Source organism: Pseudochelatococcus sp. G4_1912 (assembly GCF_047501465.1).
In the GTDB taxonomy this organism is placed as follows: domain Bacteria; phylum Pseudomonadota; class Alphaproteobacteria; order Rhizobiales; family Beijerinckiaceae; genus Pseudochelatococcus.
This window is the reverse complement of the sequence record NZ_JAZDRL010000001.1, coordinates 187,578-206,312: the sequence shown is the minus strand read 5'-3', so window position 1 is coordinate 206,312 and position 18,735 is coordinate 187,578. Positions and strand designations below refer to the sequence as shown.

The following is an 18,735-nucleotide window of genomic DNA, read 5'->3' as shown; positions in this document are numbered from 1 at the left end:
TTTCAGGAAATGTAATCCGGGCGGCTTTTGCTATCGCCGCCCGGCAAGGGGTATTTATGGGATAAAGCCACCCGAAGTGGTACGGTAAGCGCCAAGCGTATAAGTAAAGCTACGCTGGAAGGGCACCACTCCTTCAATAAACTGGGCTACCCATAGATTGACTTCGCCGACCGAGCTGCGAGGCACGTAAAGCACATCGCCCGACCGCAGCGGCACATCAGTGGAGCCGCCCGTCTGGATGATGGCACGTACATCAATGGTGCGCAGCATTGGCTTACCGTGGGGGCCGCGGCGGATGACTGCCACCTGCCCCAATCGTGCTTCATCGCTGAATCCACCAGCCAATAGAACCGCCTCAACAGCGCCCAGCTGCATATTATCAATGCGATAAGGGCCCGGCTGTTTTACAGATCCGCCCACATAGATCTTCGATGATGTCGCTTCTTCAAGCGACACGACGAGGGGCTGGCTTGCTGCTGTCTTCGCCGCCGCCCGTTGCACCACACGTTCAATATCGCGAACAGTGCGGCCTTCAACCTTGACTTGCCCAGCTGCCCGCAAACCAACATAACCATCAGGGGCAACGGTTACCTCTTCATCGAGCTCCTGCGTCAGCAAGAATTTGACCTTGAGCTTATCACCAGGCCCCACACGATAATGGGGCGGCGTGTTTGCCCATTCGGCAAAGCCAAGAGGCTTTACTTCAGTGAAATTAATGTTGTGGCCAGTGCTGAGTGGCTGTTCGTTGCGCTGTGCCGAGCCGCAAGCGGAGAGCCCAATGCACAGCGCAAGACTGGCCGCCGAACGTAACGTCACGCCCATTTGTAAATCCATTCTGGCAGGTAATATTTACGACCGGTCATGACGAAGCCAGCAAGGCCTCCGCCCGCATCAAGGATGGCATCGCGTAGACGCAATACCGATAAAGCCCTTGAACGTTCTGCCCGGATAACGATGAGATTAGCATCAACAACCGGAGCAAGACGCAAAGCCGCTGCTCCTTCGGTTGAAACAGGGGCCGATAGCAGGATCACATCATAGCGTTCACGCAGCTCATCAAGGATCTCACGTGCTCGCGTTGTTGAAATTCGCGATCCACCAAACGGCAATTCAACAGAGGGCAATGCGATATCCAGTCCTGCGACATCTGTCTCACGCACCTCGATAGCACATGACACTGCTTTGCTATCTGCAACCTCTTCAGTTGGAGGAGTATCGGCTTCATGGGTATCATGGTCTGGCACATTGATTAGCAGAGTACGCAGTTTGCGCGCAGCGCTGATCTCATGCGCGATAGCATCAACCAGCAACTCTCGATCCTGCGGAGCTGAAACATCAGTAATCAGCAAGGTTGAAAGGGAACGATTGTCTATCGGTATATCGAGCAGATGCGTTACGAGATTAGATAGGGCCTGACGATTTTGTGGCGCTCCTGGATCAGGCAGCTCCTCTGTGAAACTTGTGAGCGCGGGCAAGCCTGTGCTGGCAGCAGCCTCATCTGGCGTGATGTAGATTGTACGCAAGCTTGTTGCACACAGCCCCGCCGCACCACCAACCAATGCACCACCAACCAGGCCAGCCAGCAGATAGGGCAATGCCATGTTCCGGCTGGTGACAGCATCCCGCGCTTCCTGCACCACGCGCACATTGGATAGCCGTGTCTGTGTTGCAGATTCTTCGATCTGCGCAGCTTCGGCACGCCGCACATATTCCTTATAAGCATCTGATAACACACTGTGCTGGCGTTCCAGAGTAGCAAGCCGACGATCAGCATCTCGCAACACATTAACGCGCGCATCGGCACTTACACGCTGGGCATCCAGCTCAACAAGCTGCTTATCGAGCGCATCCAACTCGACCTTTAGTCCCAAAATCATGTTGGTCATGAAGCTGACAGCAGGATTGCGCACGTCACGGCTTGTCCATGCCACCTTCTGCTCAGGATTGCGCAATATGTTGCGCACTGTGGCAATCTGGCGGTCCAGCAATTGGATCTGCGGGTGCGTGGGGGCGAATTTGCTCAGCAATTGCTGACGCTCTGCTTGCAAGCGGGTCAGGAAGTTGCTGTCATCATCGTTGGTGGCGGCGTTGCTGAGCTCCTTGAAATCGAACACAGTCTCGTCCAACGCCTGCTTCTCTTTCTGTGCCACCTCCATTTGGCCGATCACCGCCTCACGGCGCTCTCGCACTTGCCGGATACGCTGAATGATCGCATCAACCTGATTAACTGCCAGCAAGCGATCTTGCGAAATGTCTATTACATCGGCGGCGCGCTTGGCCTCTTCAATGGCTGCTTCCGTCTGCTCCAATAACGCAGTAACTCTTATAACGTGCTCGGCCAGCGGCGCGTAGCGTGGATTGGCAAACAGGGCGCGGCGATGCTCAAGATAGTTGGCAATCAACCTGTCAACAACGCGCACCGCCAACGCACGATCCGGATTTGTAAAACTCACCTGAATAATGTTCGAGTCAGACTGAACCTCAGCCCTGAACGCGTCACGGAAACGCTTGATAAGCCGGTCACCGACATTCTGCGGTGGCCCAAACAGAAATTGCGGATACCACCAACGGGCCGTATCAGGGAATAAAGTGGAAACGCCAATATCATCAATGGTTTTGCGAATGACATCCGCACTACCCAAAATGTTGACCTCCCCCTCTACCGACTTCAGCCCCTCAACTGACAACACAGTCGGGCCTGTATCGAGAACATCCTGATTGCCCGCAAACTCACGTGTAACCAGCACCATCAACAGGCCGTTTGCGGTATATTGGGTGCGCGTTTCAATCGCCGCAACGAGTCCAATCAGGATCGGTATCAACGCAGAGAGAATAATAGCTCGCCGGTGATAAAAGCCGATGATTAAAAGGTCTCGCAATGTAAACGGTGTGCGGCTTCGCCCCCGAGGGGTACCCGACGATGTATATTCGGCCGGTGAAGCATCCTGCACTGATACGGCTGTCACTGAACGCTCCCCTCTAATCAGATTGCCCAACCACCATCGCGACTCGCAACGGACGGAAACATGCATACGTTTATGAATACGATGCTTCTTACAAGATATGATTATTTAGCAACACTTAATTTCCTGTATATAATTATCAAAAGATTTTATTAAATTTTAATTTCAAATAGTTGATGCAAAATACGCATCAAAATGTGCAAATAATTATTGTAAAAAGATTTATGCCAGAGGCGGCAATAACATAAACTCCAAAAACGATGTCATAACAGACAGTTATGTCGCTATTGGTTACAATGTTCTATCATTTAGTGCAGGAAAAGATTGGGCGCCAACAGCCGATCAAACACAATGCGCATGGCATGGCCTGCCACGTTCAACAGATCAAACGGGCCTGGCTTATCGAAATTAACGTGATGGACACACCCTATTCTCAGTCATTAGAGCCGCGGCTAGAAGGCCCCCGGCATCACGCGGCGCAAGACCAAGGTCGTGCCAATCGCCCCTTGCGCAATAATAATAGCTGTAAGGATAGCTGCACCCGTCATCCCCCATAGCGGCAACAGGATGGCACCAAGTACAATACAAACACCAAGCTGCAAAAGATTAAGCGCACGCAACGCAACGCCATGGCCCGTCATGGCCAGCATAATATCCTGACATGGCAACAAGCAGTTGATCATCTGCCCCACTGCCATGATGACCAGTGCAGAAGCAGCAATATCAAAGCCATGCCCGATAAGCTCAAGAAATGTTGCGGGAAAGAACATCATTAACCCAACCGGTGGCAGGCCAAAGGCCATCACCATTATTCGGGTGCGGCGGTTAACATGCTGCAACCCCGCCAGATCCCCACGCCGATGATGCGCTGCAAAGGAAGGCGCGGAAATAGTGCCAATCGACAAAATCACAACCCAAATCAGCATGGAAATACGCTGCGCAACACTGAAGGCGCCAACTGTGGCGGGGTCAACAAAAACACCCAATGCCAACACTGGCAATGAGCTTATGGAGACCTGCACGACCTCGACAACTCCCAGTGGCATAGCCGTGCGCCACAAACCTGGAAGCGGGTCATAGCTCGCCTGCCCCTCAGGCAATATTTCCGCCTCAGAGGCACTATTTCCCCGTCTAAGCTCAGAACGACGAGCGATTATAGCAAGACCAAGCACGGCAGATGCAAACATTGCACCCGCAAGAAACATTTGCAATGTATGCAGGTCATGCGCCCCCAAGACCAGCGCTAACAATGTCAAAACCGGCCACAGCGCGTTTTGCACGATTTGCGCTAAAATTCCACGCTGGAAACCAGCAAGCGCACTGCCGGCTACAATCGCGAGTGTCTGCGGAACGATTGATAGTGCAGCAAGCTGTAAGGCGACAGCAAGCGGCGGCTCTGCAAAGATATGCTCCGCAATCGGCCTCGCACCAATAATTGTTAGCAAAGCGATTAACGCTGCCGCGAGCGTTGTCCAGACTAACGCCGTAATCAGATCAGCCCGTGCTGCTTGCCGATTGCCTACCGCAAGCTCCGCCGCCAAATGACGCGTCAGCGCTCGTTCCAAACCCATTCGCGCAATAGTAGAAGCCAATCCTGCCCAGGTGAGGCCAAGAAAGAAAAGCCCGGCATCGTAAGCACCCAGGATGCGCGCAGCAAGCATGTAGAGGCCCAGCTTGCCGCCCACCTCAAGCCCACGCACACCAATGCCAACGCCATAAAGCCCAAGCATTGGGATAAGCGCTACAAAGCGCTCCCGGCGTGAAGACTTCGTCTTTATCGCATGCATAGGAATATCCTGGATTTTTACGCCTGAAACATAGTAGCAACCAAAGCAACAATAAAGGCATGCCTCTTAGGCTGAGCAGTTGACGTTCGCTTTCGCCTTTGATTAGAACCACTCACGCGCTTGCACAATCCTTGCACCACACGCACACTGTCGCAAACTCCATCGGATAAGAAATAACAGCGCATGGTAGAGGGGGGATTATGGTAAGGCATAAAATAGCCGGTGTTATTCTGACAATGCGCAACTGGGCATTGATTGTTTTTTGCACCCAGATGTTCCTGCTTCCTGTCGGTGTCATGCTAAACGCATCCCCGGTTGCAGCGCAAATATCATCACAGAATAATACGGCTCTGGATCCCGAAATCGACCCTAACCCTTACGACCCCCGGCGTGAAATACGCAGACTACTGATATCGCGCTTACCGCCTTTATGGTGGATGAATGAGCCTGAAGGATTTCTCAATACTTTTCATGTCCTCATTCACATTCCCAAAGAATGGCGAGGCAATCCGGTATCTGCCGTCATGGCCATGTGCCCTGAACATGATGATGTTCTTTGGAGCGCATTAACAACGCTGGAACTACAACCCTTTTATCAGGACCGACGCTGGCCCAGCGTTATCTGCCGCCCCTGATTTCCCCACCTGATTTGAGCCCTACCTTGTTCTTGACCTACCTATAGAGCCCATTTTCTTATAGTCTCCTGACTCTTCGCTCAAACATTACTTGATCGCCCAAGACAAATTGCTAAAGGAGCCTGCAGGCATGATCTGGACCCATGGCCTGATCAATAGATTTGTTATGATGTGCGACAGCCTCATGATTGTGGCCGGCGTTATCATCATGCATTTCATGCATCCTTTTGGCAGTTTTCTGCATCTTGGCCTTTATGCGATTTTCCATGTCATCATCTACACATGGATCATGAATGTTGGCAGCGCTTACAGGCTTGAACATTACCTTAGTTTTCCGCGGCAATTGCGACAAGTCACGGTTGGTGTAGCCCTGACTGGATTGATGATGGGCGTTATTGATGGCGCTTTGCTGGCTCATAACTCGGCCTCATGGGCACGCATCATTTCGCAAATAGTTCTTATCTGGGCCATGATCATGTCAGGCCGGCTTATTCTTGTACGCGCCTTTTTATGGTGGGCAGACCATCATGCTTTGCTTGTACGCAAGGTCGTCATCGTTGGTACGCCAGCAGAGATCACGCGCGTCATGACACACATGCAACAAGCGCAACAAAAACTGCATCAAATTGTCGGCATTTTCCTGCTAACACTACCTGATGATGAAATAAAATCAGATATTAACCTGAACTCACTCGGCGTACCGGTGCTTGGCACTAGCGATGATCTGATTGCATATATGCGCCAAACGCCAGCAGATATGGTATTTCTCGCTATTCCCTGGTGTCATGCTACCATTGCGGGTGATTTTATCGAAAAGCTTGGCAGGTTCTCTATCGATGTTTTTGTGCCACTAGAAGAATCTGTGTTTAATCCGCATTTTTCTCAAGTAACAACCGTTTCTGGCATGGGCGTATTGCAGGTTATAAGAAGACCGCTGAAGGGCACGCTCAATCTCATAAAAATGATCGAAGACTATGTTGTGGCGACAATTGGAATGATTGTTGTTGCACCGATTCTACTTATCTCTGCCATAGCGATCCGGCTGGAAACACCCGGTCCCATTATGTTTCGCCAAACACGCGTGGGGTATAACGACAAGCCCTTTGAAGTGCTCAAGCTCCGCACGATGATTTACGATCCTACTGATGATGGCTCACTTGGAACATTACGGGATGACCCGCGTATTACACGTGTTGGCGCAGTCTTGCGAAAGCTGTCCATCGATGAATTGCCACAACTAATTAACGTTCTCCGGGGCGAAATGTCAGTTGTCGGCCCGCGTCCACATGTGCCGAATATGCAAGTTGGCGATATCGGACGATATGATACGATAAGGGCTTACGCACACCGTTACCAGATGAAGCCGGGTATTACCGGCTGGGCGCAGATAAGCGGGATGCGTGGTGGTATTCATACTCCTGAACGGGCAATCAGGGGCGTCAATCTTGACCTTTACTATATTGAGAACTGGTCACTATGGCTCGACATCAAAATCATGCTGCTGACAGTCACAAAAGGCATGGCAGGAGACGATATCTTCTAGGGCTTATAGCCTATGTGGCATCACTGCTTCTTTTAGCTGTGCCGTTTGCGAGTGCTCGCGAGAAGCCTTTTATGGCCTATCATGCCAGTTGGTATGAACTACCGGCTATTGAGGCCTCTCAAACAACGCTTTCCCGTCTACCGGGATATATGAATATTGTCGCCCTCGCCTTTGCGCGCCCTGATATGGTGTATGAAGGTGACCTGGATATTTCCCGCACTGGATTGCAATACAGTTTCTCAGGAGAGATTTTACGCGATACGATTGCATTGCTTAAAAAGCGCCATCCAGACACACGGGTTATCATCTCTGTTGGTGGCGCAGGATGGCAAGGCTGGGACCGTTTCAATGAGCACGCCCTGGCTCGCCTCGTAAAAGATGTCGGCGCCGATGGCGTTGACCTTGATTATGAACCCTCCTCGCCCAACTGCCTGCCTATGCCGAATGGACGTATAAGCTGCGCTAGCGACGATACATGGATTGAGCTGGTCAAGCGTACGCGCATGCAAATGCCACGTCCCTATCTGCTAACTCTTCCGGGTTGGAGCGTTGGCGCTTACGGCGAAGGTGAATTCACTGACGAAGGCCCTAAAAGTCCCTGGACTGGATCAATGCTGAATTTGCTTCGCTCGGATGCCGCACCTTATATCGATTATGTATCAATCATGGCTTATGACGCAGGCCCTGACTATGATCCCAGCCGCGCCTTTGCTGCTTATAGAACAGCGTGGAAAGGACCGCTATTAGCCGGTATTGCAGTCATGCCTCTGATATCTGATGGCACGCTTGCCACACCCGAGACCATCAACCGTAAAGTTGCTCACGCACGGCATGATGCGAATGGCGGCGCTATGCTTTATGTGTTACGTGACTGCCCGCCAGAGGCTAATTGCGCGCCTCATGTTGATTACCGTGAAGTATCCCGGTCTCTATGCAAGATCATGGGCGCAAAAAATTGTGAAAGCCCGGTACCATAGAAATATAAAGACTGAGAATGAATATTATTAATCTATTCATAATTCTGCCTAAAGAATGAAAGAATATCACGGTGCATCTCAAGCCCCGTCGATAGAGGAGGAGTTGATATTGTCTGTCACCGACATGCGGCGACTCGCCTTTTCTGACGCTGTGAAAAACAACGAGATTTGGCCCGCATTTCAGCCAATCGTAGTCATGAACGATCATGCGCTGATTGGATTTGAAATTCTGGCGCGATGGAATAGTCCAGTTTATGGCAATATTACCCCAGATACCTTTATTCCATGGGCAGAAGAAGATGGCCTTCTTGATGCCTTAACCTATCATCTCATTACATCTGCCTGCAAAATGGCGCAGTGCTGGCCTGGCGATTTTTATCTCGCTTTCAACATTTCTCCGCTGCAGTTCAACAACTGCAATTTAGTCTCAATGATATTTTCGGCTGTATCAGAAAGCGGATTTCCACTCGCAAGGGTGCGGATAGAAATGACAGAAAGCGCTGCCATTTCGGAAAGTCCCGCTGTCCGCGCACTTCTTGAGCGCTTGGGCCATGCGGGAGTTTCTATCACGCTTGATGATTTCGGCACTGGCTATGCCAGCCTGACCCGTCTTCGCGACTTCCCGTTCAAAACACTGAAGATCGATCGAGGTTTTGTGCGCAATATCGCCAACGAGAGCAGCAACCAGAAAATTGTTTCAGCAATTATCGGGCTTGGGACAAGTCTTGGGTTGGAGATTATTGCTGAGGGCGTAGAAGACATTGAACAAGCTACCATTCTGCAATCATTGGGCTGTGTGGTAGCTCAAGGATGGCACTATGGTCGGGAAATGGCTCAATCTGATGCATCCAGCTTCGCCAGCGATCGAACCTCGGCTGTCTTATAAGACGGCTGTACTTGATGCGCCCAAGCCTTCTTATACATGAGCTAAACGGCGGATAACATGCCACCACCACATCTAAAGCACCTGAACCCTATCGACCTATCCCACGCAACAACATAACTCGTTCCAAAAACGAAAAATCCCGGGAAACCGATGGCGCAGCAGTCGGGGATAAACTGTATCACCGCCAACCCTTCCGACGCGATTCCGCGCTTTAACAGCGCCACTGTTCAGGCCAAAACTCGATGATCAGAGAGAGCAAGGGTTGATATCGCTTGCCATGCTCAGCACAAGAGCACACCCTTAAAACGTCACAGCTCCCATCATTCAAGAACTACCACCTACGACCTGAGAAAAGCGCACGGCCATCCAGCAAGACGCGAAACTTCTTTTTCTGCGCCTTATAAGCATGAGCAGGCATGCTGGAAACAGGACGTCAGGTAACAGGATTTTCCGGCACAGAAGTGACATCCGCGCGATTGGTGATTGTAGAGGTACCTCTCCCCTACCGAGCCACCCAGCCCCCATGAATAAGGCATCATAGCGTTCCGACGCTAATGACATCAGACTACACAAACCGATATCATATCAGCATGCTTAGCCTAAACCTTTACGCCCCTTCTCTAATGCAAAACGCTTCAATCAGAATTGCTTTTTATGCTTGCGCAGCGTTGTGCATGAGATTCATGCGAAAAGAAGAGTGCCCGTAACTTTGCCTTCCGGCATTATCTGACCTGCAATTTAATTTTGGCGTTTAGGTTGCGCAGATGTGAGGCTGATGTAGCTATTGCCCTTGACTGCCAGAAGAAATTTCAAAAGGGACAGGAGCAAAGGAGAAAGTCACATCCCTAATCGCCACAGGCAATCAGGACTGGTCTCTCCAACTATGACTTTGTGACCAATATTATACTTCTCATTTGTGTTCTGCGGAGAAGTCGCAAGCGCTCTTCTCTAAACGCCTCTCTAGTCAAAGCTTGTAATCGCTGAACAGGCATCAGGATTTACGGGTGCTCATAACCATCAGGCATTTCAGAAAGCGATAAATTATTCAGAAGAGAAGCCCGAATTTCTTTCTGTTCATCAGGGGGGCATGTCCTGAAGCACATTAGCATTAAACTCAAATTCAGGAACGCATCCAAAAACAGATATTAACTTAAACCACAATGCATCCCATAATTGCTTCACAGTGGCAGCTGCATCCCTACCAGCGGACGCATTGGAATGAAATTTCAGGAGCATTGCCTGCATTTGCGATAGCTGCCCCCCATTCCACCTTGGTCTAATAACCCTAGTCTATGAGAAATACCACCACCAGCTACTCCCGGCAAAGGGAGTCCGCCTGGAGGCACCGGGACAGCAGGATTATGTGGCGCACCACCAATTGGATAGCTCAAAAATACACTCGCGGCTAGCAAGTCTATCTATATTTTGTAACGAAAAAAGCCCGGCAAAACCGGGCTTTTTTCATATTTTCCTGAACCTATTGGTCGATCCAGAACTTAAATTTGGTGCCCAGGAGAGGACTCGAACCTCCACGCCCTTGCGAGCGCCAGCACCTGAAGCTGGTGCGTCTACCAATTCCGCCACCTGGGCCCGCCCGCAAGCGAGGACGCCTGTTTACGAAGACCTCTTCAAACTGTCAATGGGCACCGGCAATCTTTCGCAAACGATGCTCAACGCCTGTGGAAAAACTAGGGGATCATATTGATATCACACAACTTTCTGAACCACATAAATATCAGGAAGCTGCTGATGCAGCATTAGCCATCGCGCTTCGAGCATCTGCCTTGATTCGGTCCACCATCGATCGTAACCCATTTGAACGCTGCGGGGTGAGATGGGATGCAAGCCCCAATTGTTCGAAAATGGGGAACGCATCCGTGCGCAATATTTCCGATGCCGGCTTGGCAGAGAAAATCGCGAATGCCAGCGCAACAAGGCCACGAACAATGTGCGCATCACTATCGCCACGGAAAGTAAGAATTGGCGCGCCATCTGCCCCACCAGAGCTCTCGCACACCTCAAGCCAGACCTGGCTAGCGCAGCCGCGGACCTTGTTGGCCTCCGTACGCGCTTCTTCCGATATCGGCTCAAGCATACGCCCAAGCTCAATGAGATAACGATATCTGTCATCCCAATCGTCAAGAAACGCAAAGTTATCGAGAATTTCCTCAAGAGAGGGCTGCATTGCATGGTCTCACTTGCTGTTGCCGATGCTGGGCTCTATCCCATGCCAATATGGTGACTTTACGGGCGACCTGCAAAACCGCCCGCTAAATTATTACGGACTATGCTGATAAGCACGCCTGCTGGGCATCATACTCCTGCTTCAGACGCACAACGAGCCCCGCAACCGTTGGCACATCTTTAATGGCGCCAATCCCTTGCCCTGCCCCCCAGATATCGCGCCAGGCCTTGGAGCCATCCTTCGCCGACAAAGTTTCCAGCGATTGCGGCGTCATCTGTGAGAGCTGATCCGGATCGATGCCGGATGCCACTAAAGATGGCTTCAGGTAGTTGCCGGATACGCCTGTGAAGATATCCGTATAGACAATATCTGAGGCACCACTTGCAACGATCATATCCTTATAACCTTGCGATACCTGCGCCTCCTTGGTAGCGATGAAGGCTGAGCCAATATAGGCAAAGTCTGCGCCTGCCGCCTGCGCCGCCAAAACACCGCGACCAGTGGCAATTGCGCCTGAAAGCGCCAGCGGGCCATCCCACCACGCACGAATTTCTTCAACCAATGCAAAAGGCGACCAGGTGCCCGCGTGCCCACCCGCACCAGCCGCGACAGCAATCAGACCATCTGCGCCCTTTTCGATCGCTTTGCGTGCAAATGTCGTGTTGATCACATCATGCAGTACCTTGCCACCATAGCTGTGGACAGCCGCATTGACGTCCTCACGCGCGCCAAGCGATGTGATCACCAGCGGCACCTTATGCTTCACGACAAGAGCCAGATCCTCTTCCAGCCGGCTATTAGAGCGGTGGACAATCAAGTTGACTGCAAATGGCGCTGAAAGCTTATCGGGATTGGCCAGATCGTGCTCGCGCAATTCCTGTGAGATGCGCGTCAGCCATTGATCCAGCATCTCTACAGGTCGCGCATTGAGCGAGGGAAAACTGCCGATCACGCCTGCTTTGCACTGTGCAATAACGAGCTCAGGCCCCGAGACCAAAAACATCGGCGCGGCAATCACCGGCAATGTCAAATGCTCCGCTCCAAGGATCGCCCGGTTCTTCGACAATAAGCTCATACTACGCGCTCCATTCCCTAACTTGTTATGATGCCAAACACTTTTCCACGCAAAGTGTTAACTGACGGTTTTTTCATTAAGCCCGGTTGACCGGTATTAAAATCGTGATGCACGGCTTTCCAAAGGCGCCTCTATAGATTGGTATTGCATATGACGTATACGTCAAGTATGACTTGTAAAGGGAAAGGTGAAAGCCTACCCTCTGGAGTGCAATTAATGAGGTCGATAACGACCCGCAGCGCACCGTAACGGCACGCAATAAGCGGCCGTTTCATCAGGGAGGATGAACGCGATGAGCCACAGGATCCGCCGAAATGACGACTGCAAAAACCGTCTCGTTGACACGAGCCGGGAGCGAGGATTTGGGCGGGCAGGTTGATCAGCTTTATTCCGTCACGGAGCTCGGCCGCGAGCTTGGTGTGACAGCGCGTACCCTGCGCTTTTATGAAGACAGGGGATTAATTTCACCGCGCCGTGCCGGAAACAAGCGCATCTACTCCAACCGCGACCGCGCCCGAATGATCATCATCTTGCGTGCGAAAAGGTTAGGGTTCTCGCTGCGGGAGATCCAGGAATACCTCGATCTCTACGACATCGATAAAACCCAACGGGAGCAGTTGCGTTTACTCATTGAGCGCGTGTCCCTACGCAGGACACAACTCATGGAGCAGCGCCTAGCCCTGGATGAAGCGCTTACCGAACTTGATGCCATCGAAAAACTAGCACGTGATGCGATGGCAACCTTCGAAACCCAGAATGGCCGCAAGGCTGTTTAAGAGGTGGGGAAAAGCCGATATATGTATCGCATTTTGCCCCTAAACTATTGAGTTGATGCATTTTCTGAATGCAAAATAACGTGCGTTTGGTTTGAAAATGCAATCACTGCTGGTTTTCCAGCAATATAACAATCGGCAGAAATTCTGTTTGTCTGCCTGCATTTGGGAGAGCAACGTCAATGAAGAATGTCGTCATCGCCGGCTATGTCCGTTCGCCGTTCGGGCTTGCCCGCAAGGGAGATCTCGTGCGTGTGCGCCCTGATGATCTCGCGGCTCAGGTTGTTCGTGGCCTCGTTGAGCGCACCAAGATCGATGCCTCCGAGATCGAAGACCTGATCATGGGCTGCGCTTTCCCGGAAGGTGAGCAGGGCTTCAACATCGGCCGCGTCGTTGGTCTGCTTGCTGGTCTTCCGCTTTCTGTTGCAGGACTTACCGTCAACCGCTACTGCGGTTCGTCGATGCAGTCGATCCACATCGCAGCTGGCCAGATCCAGCTTGGCGCTGGCGAGGCATTCATTGCCGCTGGCGTTGAGAGCATGTCACGCGTGCCGATGATGGGCTTCAACCCAATGCCAAACCCCGCGTTCACCAAGTTGTATCCAGGCGCACTGCTCGGCATGGGCGACACCGCTGAAAACGTTGCGAAGCGTTGGGATATCAGCCGTGAAGCGCAGGAAGCATTCGCTCTGCGCAGCCAGCGTCTGACGGCAGAAGCGCAGGCCGCTGGTCGCTTCAAGGATGAAATCATCGCTATCGACACCGGCAAGGGCATGGTGGATCGTGATGGCTGCCCACGCCCTGACACCACCGCTGAAGCACTTGCTGGCCTGAAGCCTGCATTCGATCAGAACGGCACGGTAACCGCTGGCACATCCTCACCGTTGACTGATGGTGCATCTGCTGTTCTCGTCGCCAGCGAAGATTACGCCCGCAAGCATGGCCTGCCAATTCTCGCTTACGTGCGCAGTGTGGCTGTAGCTGGTTGCGAACCAGAGGTTATGGGCATTGGCCCGGTTGCAGCAAGCCGCAAGGCATTGCAGCGCGCAGGCATCACCATCAATGACATCGATATCGTTGAGCTCAACGAAGCTTTCTCCAGCCAGGCACTTGCTTGCATGAAGGAACTCGGCATCCGCGAAGAGACCGTCAACATCGATGGTGGCGCGATTGCTCTGGGGCATCCGCTTGGCGCAACCGGTGCGCGCATCACGGGTAAGGCTGCAAGCTTGCTGCAGCGTGAAGGCAAGCGCTATGCACTTGCAACGCAGTGCATCGGCGGCGGTCAGGGCATCGCTACTGTTCTGGAGCGCGTATAATGACCGAGCAGAACGCAATCAAGAAAGTCGCCGTTATCGGCGCTGGCGTGATGGGTGCAGGCATTGCCGCACAGGTTGCCAATGCTGGCCTGCCAGTTCTGCTGCTCGATATCGTGCCGCCAAACCTTGCTGAAGGTGGCGACCGCAGCGCCATTGCGCGCGCTGCTATCGAGCGCCTGAAGAAAACCGATCCGGCACCATTGATGTCGGATCGTGCAGCCAAGCTGATCGAGGCAGGCAACATCGATGATGATCTCATCAAGATCGATGAGTGCGACTGGGTGATCGAGGCCGTGATTGAACGCCTCGACATCAAGCAAGCGCTCTACAAGAAGATCGAGGCTGTGGCGCGCCCCGGCACGGCTGTGTCGTCGAACACGTCGACGATTCCGCTGAATGATCTGGTGGCAGGCACTTCCGAGTCTTTCCGCAAGAACTTCCTGATCACGCACTTCTTCAATCCACCACGGTACATGCGGTTGCTTGAGGTTGTCGCTGGCAAGGATACGGATGCGGCACAGGTTGCACGTGTATCGCGCTTTGCTGATGTGAACCTCGGCAAGTCCATCGTTAACTGCAAGGACAGCCCCGGCTTCATCGCCAACCGTCTTGGTATCTACTGGATCCAGGCTGGTGTCGTGGAAGCATCAGATCTTGGCATGGCCATTGAAGATGCTGATGCGATCATGGGGCGTCCGTTCGGCATTCCGAAGACCGGCATTTTCGGCCTTGCCGATCTCGTTGGTATCGATCTGATGCCGCATATCAATGCAAGCCTCGCTGGCAGTCTGCCAAAGGACGATGCGTTCCATGTGCTCAACCGCGATCTGCCGCTGATCAAGCGCATGATCGAGGATGGCTACACGGGTCGTAAGGGCAAGGGCGGCTTCTATCGCCTGAACAAGACGGACGGTGGCCGGGTTAAGGAAACGCTTGATCTTGCATCAGGCACCTACCGCACCTCGCGCAAGCCTGACACTGAGGCGCTGAAGGAAGCAGGCCGCGATCTGCGCGCACTGTTCAACACACCGGGCCCTGTTGGCGATTACGCATGGCGCGTAATGGGCCGTACGCTCGCTTATGCTGCACGTCTTGTGCCGGAAGCGGCTGATGACATCGTGGCAATCGATGAAGCCATGCGCCTTGGTTACAACTGGAAAGATGGCCCGTTTGCGCTCATCGATAAGGTTGGCGCATCATGGCTCGTTGACCGTCTGAAGGCGGAAGGCGCTCATGTGCCACCGATCCTGGAAAAGATCGGCGATCGCAAATTCTACCGCGTTGAGAATGGTCAGCTGCAGTTCTTCGGGCTTGATGGCGAATACCACGATGTGGTGCGCGCTGAAGGCGTGATCCTGTTGGAGGACATCAAGCGCAAGAGCAAACCTGTTCTCAAGACAGGCGCAGCCTCGGTCTGGGATCTGGGCGATGGTGTAGTGTGCTTCGAGACCACCTCGAAGGGCAATTCCCTCGACGATCAAGTGCTCGATGCGCTCGACCGTACCATCAAGCTGGTGACGAAGAGCTACAAGGCACTCGTGATCTACAACGAAGGCAAGCACTTCTCTGTTGGCGCGAACCTGGGCCTTGCTCTCTTTGCGGCGAATATCGCGGCATGGGGTGAGATCGACAAGCTCGTTGCAACCGGTCAGCAGGTCTATGGTGCCTTGAAGCACTCCCCCTTCCCTGTCGTGAGCGCTCCGTCGGGCATGGCGCTGGGTGGCGGTTGTGAGCTGTTGCTGCATTCTGATGCAGTACAGGCACATGCCGAGACCTACACGGGACTCGTGGAATGCGGCGTGGGCCTTGTACCAGCTTGGGGCGGCTGTAAGGAAATGCTGCACCGCTGGTCCACCATCGGCAAGCTGCCACGTGGTCCGATGCCAGCTGCTGCAAAGGTCTTCGAAATGGTCTCCACGGCGACCGTTTCGAGATCGGCAGCGCAGGCTCGTGAGATGCTGATCATGCGTGAAGGTGATCGCATTACCATGAATCGTGATCGTCTCCTGGCCGATGCAAAAGCGCGCGCGCTTGAGCTGGTCGAAGGCTACGTTGCACCTGAGCGCGTTGAAATCACGCTTCCTGGTCCATCTGGCAAGACAGCGATGGTGATGGCGGCGGAGAGTTTCCATAAGCGCGGCATCGCAACCGATTATGACCTTGTGGTCTCGACCGGTCTTGCGGAGGTACTGTCTGGTGGCAACACCGATCCCACAGCGCCAACATCTGAAAAGGATGTGCTGAGGGAAGAACGCGAGGTGTTCATGCGCCTTGCCCGCTCTGCAGGAACGCTGGCGCGCATCGAGAACATGCTATTGACCGGCAAGCCGCTCAGAAACTGATCCGTCCATTAAAGAGAAAAATGCCTGCTGTCCTGAAGTGACGGCAGGCACTTCATCCGGGAGGAAGAAGATGCAGGTTTATAAGGCCCCAGTACGGGACATGAAGTTCGTCATTCACGAACTCCACGGCAGCGAAGAATTGACTGCCCTCGAAGGGCAGAGCGAACTGTCTGCTGATCTGATCGATGATATTCTTGAGCAGGCCTCAAGCTTTACCGAAAGCGTGCTTGGCCCATTGAACGCTAGTGGCGACCTTGAAGGTTGTCATTGGGAAAACGGTGTGGTGCGCACACCAGAAGGCTTCAAGCAGGCCTACGACGAATTCTGCACGAATGGATGGATCTCGGCTGCGAGCGATCCAGCTTATGGCGGTCAGGGCATTCCTGCGAGCGTTTACAAGCTCGTTGAAGAAATGATCTGCTCCTCAAACCTGTCATTCGGTCTCTACCCCGGCCTGACACATGGCGCATATCTCGCAATCAAGAGCCATGGTTCGGAAGAGCTGAAGGACACTTATCTGCCCAAAATGGTTGAAGGCACCTGGAGCGGCACGATGTGCCTGACCGAAGCCCATTGCGGCACGGATCTGGGCCTGCTGCGTACGCGCGCCATCCCCAATGAAGACGGCAGCTTCAAACTCACAGGCTCCAAGATCTTTATCTCGGCAGGTGAACATGATCTCACCGAGAACATCATCCATCTCGTACTGGCCAAGCTTCCGGATGCACCTAAAGGTGTGAAGGGCATCAGCTTGTTCCTTGTGCCGAAGTTCCTGCCCAAGGCTGATGGAAGCCTCGGTCAACGCAATGGCGTAAGCTGCGCGGGTATTGAGCACAAGATGGGCATCAAGGCATCAGCTACATGCCAGATCAACTTTGATGACGCCACAGGCTGGCTTGTTGGCGAACCACACAAAGGCATGCGCGCCATGTTCACAATGATGAACAGCGAGCGCGTGTCTGTGGGTACGCAGGGCCTTGGCATTGCAGAAGCAGCTTATCAGGCGGCTGTCGCTTACGCGAAGGACCGTGTGCAGGGTCGCTCGCTTTCGGGCACGAAACATCCTGACAAGCCAGCAGATCCGATCATCGTTCACCCTGACGTGCGCCGCATGCTGATGACAGCACGCGCCTACACCGAAGGTTGCCGCGCACTGTGCGGCTGGGTTGCACGCGCGCTTGACGAGCAAGAGCTCTCGCCTGATCCAGTCGTTCGTGCCGCGGCTGAAGATCGCGTCGCGCTTATGACGCCAATCGTGAAGGCGCTGTTTACCGATCTCGGATTCGAGGTGGCGAACCTTGCTGTCCAGACCTATGGCGGTCACGGCTACATCCGTGAACACGGTGTGGAGCAGTACGTGCGCGATGCGCGTATCGCACAGATCTATGAAGGCACGAACGGCATTCAGGCGCTAGACCTCGTTGGCCGCAAGATGTCGTCGAACATGGGTCGTCCATTGCGCACATTCTTCCATCCGGTTCTTGCCTTCATTGATGAAAATCTTGAAGACGAAGCAATGGCTGATTTTGTTGCTCCACTAGCCAAGTCATTTGGCATACTACAACAGGCAACCGGCCACGTGGCTGCCACCGGCATGCGTGATCCAGAAGAGGCAGGCGCGGCAGCAACTGACTTCTTGCGCTTGTTTGGCCTTGTAGCACTTGGCTTCATGTGGGCGCGCATGGCTAAGATTGCTCTTGAAAAGCGCGAAACAGCCAAGGAAGATGCAGCCTTCTATGAGGCAAAGCTGGTAACGGCGCGGTTCTACATGGATCGTCTGCTGCCACAGACAGGTGCACTCTGGGCCGCCATCAAGAGTGGTAAAGCGTCGACAATGGCGCTGGGCGAAGACCTGTTCTAATAATAAAAAATTAAAAAAGGAAAAGCATTATGGTGGAAACACAAGATCTCATCGACGCCATCAAAGCACGCGTCGGCAAAGTCGATAAGTTTGGCTACCGCATAGTAGTTGCACTGACAGACTCCGACGACACGATCACTATCGCTGATGGCGATGGTGGAGTGAGTGTGGAAGAGGGAGGCGAAGAGGCCGATACCACCGTAAAGCTTTCTTCAGACAACCTCCAAAAACTGATCGACGGGAAACTAAACCCGTTGATCGCCTATTCTACGGGGCGGCTAAAAGTTGAAGGCTCACAGGGCGTAGCTCTCAAACTCGTCAGCTTGCTTCAAGGTGATGATTGAAGTGCACAACTTCCTTGCATGGCACATATTGCGATTGATCATACA

Annotated in this window: 14 protein-coding genes and 1 tRNA gene; 9 read left to right on the top strand and 6 right to left on the bottom strand. The window is 52.9% G+C overall.

Annotation, left to right across the window (positions count from 1 at the left end):
• Positions 1-54 precede the first annotated feature (54 nt).
• The 3 genes from VRZ32_RS00925 to VRZ32_RS00915 form a co-directional block, all read right to left on the bottom strand.
• The gene (locus tag VRZ32_RS00925; protein ID WP_414523565.1) at positions 55-822 is read right to left on the bottom strand and encodes a polysaccharide biosynthesis/export family protein; all 768 of its coding nucleotides are present in this window, start codon (positions 820-822) and stop codon (positions 55-57) included.
• Positions 813-2,966, bottom strand: coding sequence for a GumC family protein (locus VRZ32_RS00920; protein ID WP_414523564.1), 2,154 nt, complete (start codon positions 2,964-2,966; stop codon positions 813-815). Before VRZ32_RS00920 ends, VRZ32_RS00925 begins: the two co-directional genes overlap by 10 nt.
• 449 nt (positions 2,967-3,415) lie before the next feature.
• Positions 3,416-4,750 carry a lipopolysaccharide biosynthesis protein gene (locus VRZ32_RS00915; RefSeq protein ID WP_414523563.1) on the bottom strand — a complete coding sequence of 445 codons (1,335 nt, stop codon included), beginning with the start codon at positions 4,748-4,750 and terminating at the stop codon, positions 3,416-3,418.
• A gap of 236 nt (positions 4,751-4,986) precedes the next feature.
• Between VRZ32_RS00915 and VRZ32_RS00910 the strand changes: the two genes are divergently transcribed.
• The 4 genes from VRZ32_RS00910 to VRZ32_RS00895 all read left to right on the top strand — a co-directional run bounded on the left by VRZ32_RS00910 (position 4,987) and on the right by VRZ32_RS00895 (position 8,791).
• Positions 4,987-5,385, top strand: coding sequence for a hypothetical protein (locus tag VRZ32_RS00910; RefSeq protein WP_414523562.1), 399 nt, complete (start codon positions 4,987-4,989; stop codon positions 5,383-5,385).
• 130 nt (positions 5,386-5,515) lie between these two features.
• The gene (locus VRZ32_RS00905) at positions 5,516-6,928 is read left to right on the top strand and encodes an exopolysaccharide biosynthesis polyprenyl glycosylphosphotransferase (protein ID WP_414523561.1); all 1,413 of its coding nucleotides are present in this window, start codon (positions 5,516-5,518) and stop codon (positions 6,926-6,928) included.
• Between the two features lie 14 nt (positions 6,929-6,942).
• Positions 6,943-7,905: a glycosyl hydrolase family 18 protein gene (locus VRZ32_RS00900; RefSeq protein ID WP_414523560.1), complete on the top strand. Its 963-nt coding sequence runs from the start codon at positions 6,943-6,945 to the stop codon at positions 7,903-7,905.
• 109 nt (positions 7,906-8,014) lie between these two features.
• The gene (locus VRZ32_RS00895) at positions 8,015-8,791 is read left to right on the top strand and encodes an EAL domain-containing protein (RefSeq protein WP_414523559.1); all 777 of its coding nucleotides are present in this window, start codon (positions 8,015-8,017) and stop codon (positions 8,789-8,791) included.
• Between the two features lie 1,503 nt (positions 8,792-10,294).
• On the opposite strand, the gene VRZ32_RS00890 is transcribed toward VRZ32_RS00895, so the two are convergent.
• The 3 genes from VRZ32_RS00890 to VRZ32_RS00880 form a co-directional block, all read right to left on the bottom strand.
• A tRNA-Leu gene (locus VRZ32_RS00890) sits at positions 10,295-10,381 on the bottom strand.
• A gap of 145 nt (positions 10,382-10,526) precedes the next feature.
• Positions 10,527-10,976 carry a SufE family protein gene (locus VRZ32_RS00885; RefSeq protein WP_414523558.1) on the bottom strand — a complete coding sequence of 150 codons (450 nt, stop codon included), beginning with the start codon at positions 10,974-10,976 and terminating at the stop codon, positions 10,527-10,529.
• Between the two features lie 100 nt (positions 10,977-11,076).
• Positions 11,077-12,051 (bottom strand): NAD(P)H-dependent flavin oxidoreductase, encoded by a 975-nt coding sequence (locus tag VRZ32_RS00880; protein ID WP_414523557.1) that lies wholly within the window; start codon positions 12,049-12,051, stop codon positions 11,077-11,079.
• Between the two features lie 314 nt (positions 12,052-12,365).
• Here VRZ32_RS00880 and VRZ32_RS00875 point away from each other — a divergent pair, with 314 nt between their 5' ends.
• The 5 genes from VRZ32_RS00875 (at position 12,366) to VRZ32_RS00855 (ending at position 18,690) form a co-directional block, all read left to right on the top strand.
• On the top strand, positions 12,366-12,827 hold the full coding sequence (locus VRZ32_RS00875) for a MerR family transcriptional regulator (RefSeq protein ID WP_414523556.1): 462 nt from the start codon (positions 12,366-12,368) through the stop codon (positions 12,825-12,827).
• Between the two features lie 179 nt (positions 12,828-13,006).
• The gene (locus tag VRZ32_RS00870; RefSeq protein WP_414523555.1) at positions 13,007-14,143 is read left to right on the top strand and encodes a thiolase family protein; all 1,137 of its coding nucleotides are present in this window, start codon (positions 13,007-13,009) and stop codon (positions 14,141-14,143) included.
• Entirely contained in the window at positions 14,143-16,485 is a 2,343-nt protein-coding gene (locus VRZ32_RS00865; RefSeq protein WP_414523554.1) for a 3-hydroxyacyl-CoA dehydrogenase NAD-binding domain-containing protein, read from the top strand. The genes VRZ32_RS00870 and VRZ32_RS00865 overlap by 1 nt, the downstream gene beginning before the upstream one ends.
• Positions 16,486-16,555: 70 nt before the next feature.
• Positions 16,556-18,346, top strand: a complete 1,791-nt coding sequence (locus VRZ32_RS00860; RefSeq protein ID WP_414523553.1) for an acyl-CoA dehydrogenase C-terminal domain-containing protein — start codon at positions 16,556-16,558, stop codon at positions 18,344-18,346.
• A gap of 29 nt (positions 18,347-18,375) precedes the next feature.
• Positions 18,376-18,690 (top strand): SCP2 sterol-binding domain-containing protein, encoded by a 315-nt coding sequence (locus VRZ32_RS00855; protein WP_414523552.1) that lies wholly within the window; start codon positions 18,376-18,378, stop codon positions 18,688-18,690.
• Positions 18,691-18,735: the final 45 nt, after the last annotated feature.

Coding starts and splice junctions, on each gene's coding strand:
- VRZ32_RS00870 (WP_414523555.1), top strand. CDS start 13,007: ATGAAGAATGTCGTCATCGCCGGCTATGTCCGTTCGCCGTTCGGGCTT.
- VRZ32_RS00910 (WP_414523562.1), top strand. CDS start 4,987: ATGCGCAACTGGGCATTGATTGTTTTTTGCACCCAGATGTTCCTGCTT.
- VRZ32_RS00875 (WP_414523556.1), top strand. CDS start 12,366: ATGACGACTGCAAAAACCGTCTCGTTGACACGAGCCGGGAGCGAGGAT.
- VRZ32_RS00925 (WP_414523565.1), bottom strand. CDS start 822: ATGGGCGTGACGTTACGTTCGGCGGCCAGTCTTGCGCTGTGCATTGGG.
- VRZ32_RS00885 (WP_414523558.1), bottom strand. CDS start 10,976: ATGCAGCCCTCTCTTGAGGAAATTCTCGATAACTTTGCGTTTCTTGAC.
- VRZ32_RS00880 (WP_414523557.1), bottom strand. CDS start 12,051: ATGAGCTTATTGTCGAAGAACCGGGCGATCCTTGGAGCGGAGCATTTG.
- VRZ32_RS00905 (WP_414523561.1), top strand. CDS start 5,516: ATGATCTGGACCCATGGCCTGATCAATAGATTTGTTATGATGTGCGAC.
- VRZ32_RS00855 (WP_414523552.1), top strand. CDS start 18,376: ATGGTGGAAACACAAGATCTCATCGACGCCATCAAAGCACGCGTCGGC.
- VRZ32_RS00865 (WP_414523554.1), top strand. CDS start 14,143: ATGACCGAGCAGAACGCAATCAAGAAAGTCGCCGTTATCGGCGCTGGC.
- VRZ32_RS00860 (WP_414523553.1), top strand. CDS start 16,556: ATGCAGGTTTATAAGGCCCCAGTACGGGACATGAAGTTCGTCATTCAC.
- VRZ32_RS00915 (WP_414523563.1), bottom strand. CDS start 4,750: ATGCATGCGATAAAGACGAAGTCTTCACGCCGGGAGCGCTTTGTAGCG.